The 1129-nt window shown below is 66.2% G+C and carries 1 protein-coding gene; it reads right to left on the bottom strand.

Annotation, left to right across the window (positions count from 1 at the left end; all coding sequences use genetic code 11):
* On the bottom strand, window positions 1–1035 hold the full coding sequence (locus tag IF89_RS0135490) for an IS630 family transposase (protein ID WP_199820661.1): 1035 nt from the start codon (window positions 1033–1035) through the stop codon (window positions 1–3).
* Window positions 1036–1129: the final 94 nt, after the last annotated feature.

Genomic DNA, 1129 nt, shown 5'->3' with positions numbered 1-1129 from the left:
CTAGTGTCCTGAGTCGGAGATTCGTCGGCAGTATGCGGCGACTTTGTCGAGGATCTCGTCGGCTGTCTTCGTCCAGACGAAGGGCCGGGGGTTGTCGTTCCAGTCGGCGAGCCAGGATCGGATGTCGCGTTCGAGGGCCTGGACGGAGCGGTGGACTCCGCGGCGGAGCTTCTTCGTGGTGAGTTCGGCGAACCACCGCTCGACCAGGTTCAGCCACGAGGACCCGGTCGGGGTGAAGTGCAGGTGGAAGCGCGGATGCGCGGCCAGCCACTTCTTGACCGCCGGGACCTTGTGGGTGACGTAGTTGTCCAGGATCAGATGGACCTCGAGATCGGCCGGTACTTCCTTGTCGAGCTTGGCCAGGAACTTCTTGAACTCCACAGCACGGTGCCGGCGGTGGAGCGAGCCGATGACCTTGCCGGTCGCGGTGTCCAGGGCCGCGAAGAGAGTCGTGGTGCCCGCGCGGACGTAGTCGTGACTGCGGCGTTCGGGCACCCCGGGCATCATCGGCAGGATGGGCTGGGACCGGTCCAGGGCCTGGATCTGTGACTTCTCATCGACACACAGCACCAGGGCCCGCTCCGGCGGGTCGAGATACAGGCCCACCACGTCACGGACCTTGTCGATGAACAACGGGTCCTTGGACAGCTTGAACGTCTCGGCCCGGTGCGGCTGGAGGGCGAACGCCCGCCAGATCCGGGAGATCGCCGACTGCGACATCCCGGTCGCCGCGGCCATCGAACGGGTCGACCAGTGGGTCGCGTTCTTCGGCGTCTCCTCCAGCGTCTTGACGATGACGCGTTCCACGTCAGCGTCGGTGATCTTCCGCGGGACGCCGGGCCTGGGCTCGTCACACAGGCCGCCCAGCCGGCGTTCGAGAAACCGGCGCCGCCAGGCACGCACGGTGTCCGTGGTGATGCCCAGCCGCCGCGCAACTTCAGCAATCGCATGTCCGTCCGCGCTCTCCAGCACGATCCGTGACCGCAGCGCCAGCGACTGGGCACTCGAACGGCGGCGCACCCACAACTGCAACATCGACCGCTCGGCATCAGAGAGCACCACCGGCGGGATCTTCGGTCCAGGACGACTCACACCAGACCAACGACGAATCTCCGACTCAGGACACTAG

The organism is Streptomyces sp. NRRL F-2664, from assembly GCF_000719345.1.
Lineage (GTDB): Bacteria > Actinomycetota > Actinomycetes > Streptomycetales > Streptomycetaceae > Streptomyces.
Note: the sequence above shows the minus strand (reverse complement) of the source record. Positions and strands in the feature narration are given on the sequence as shown.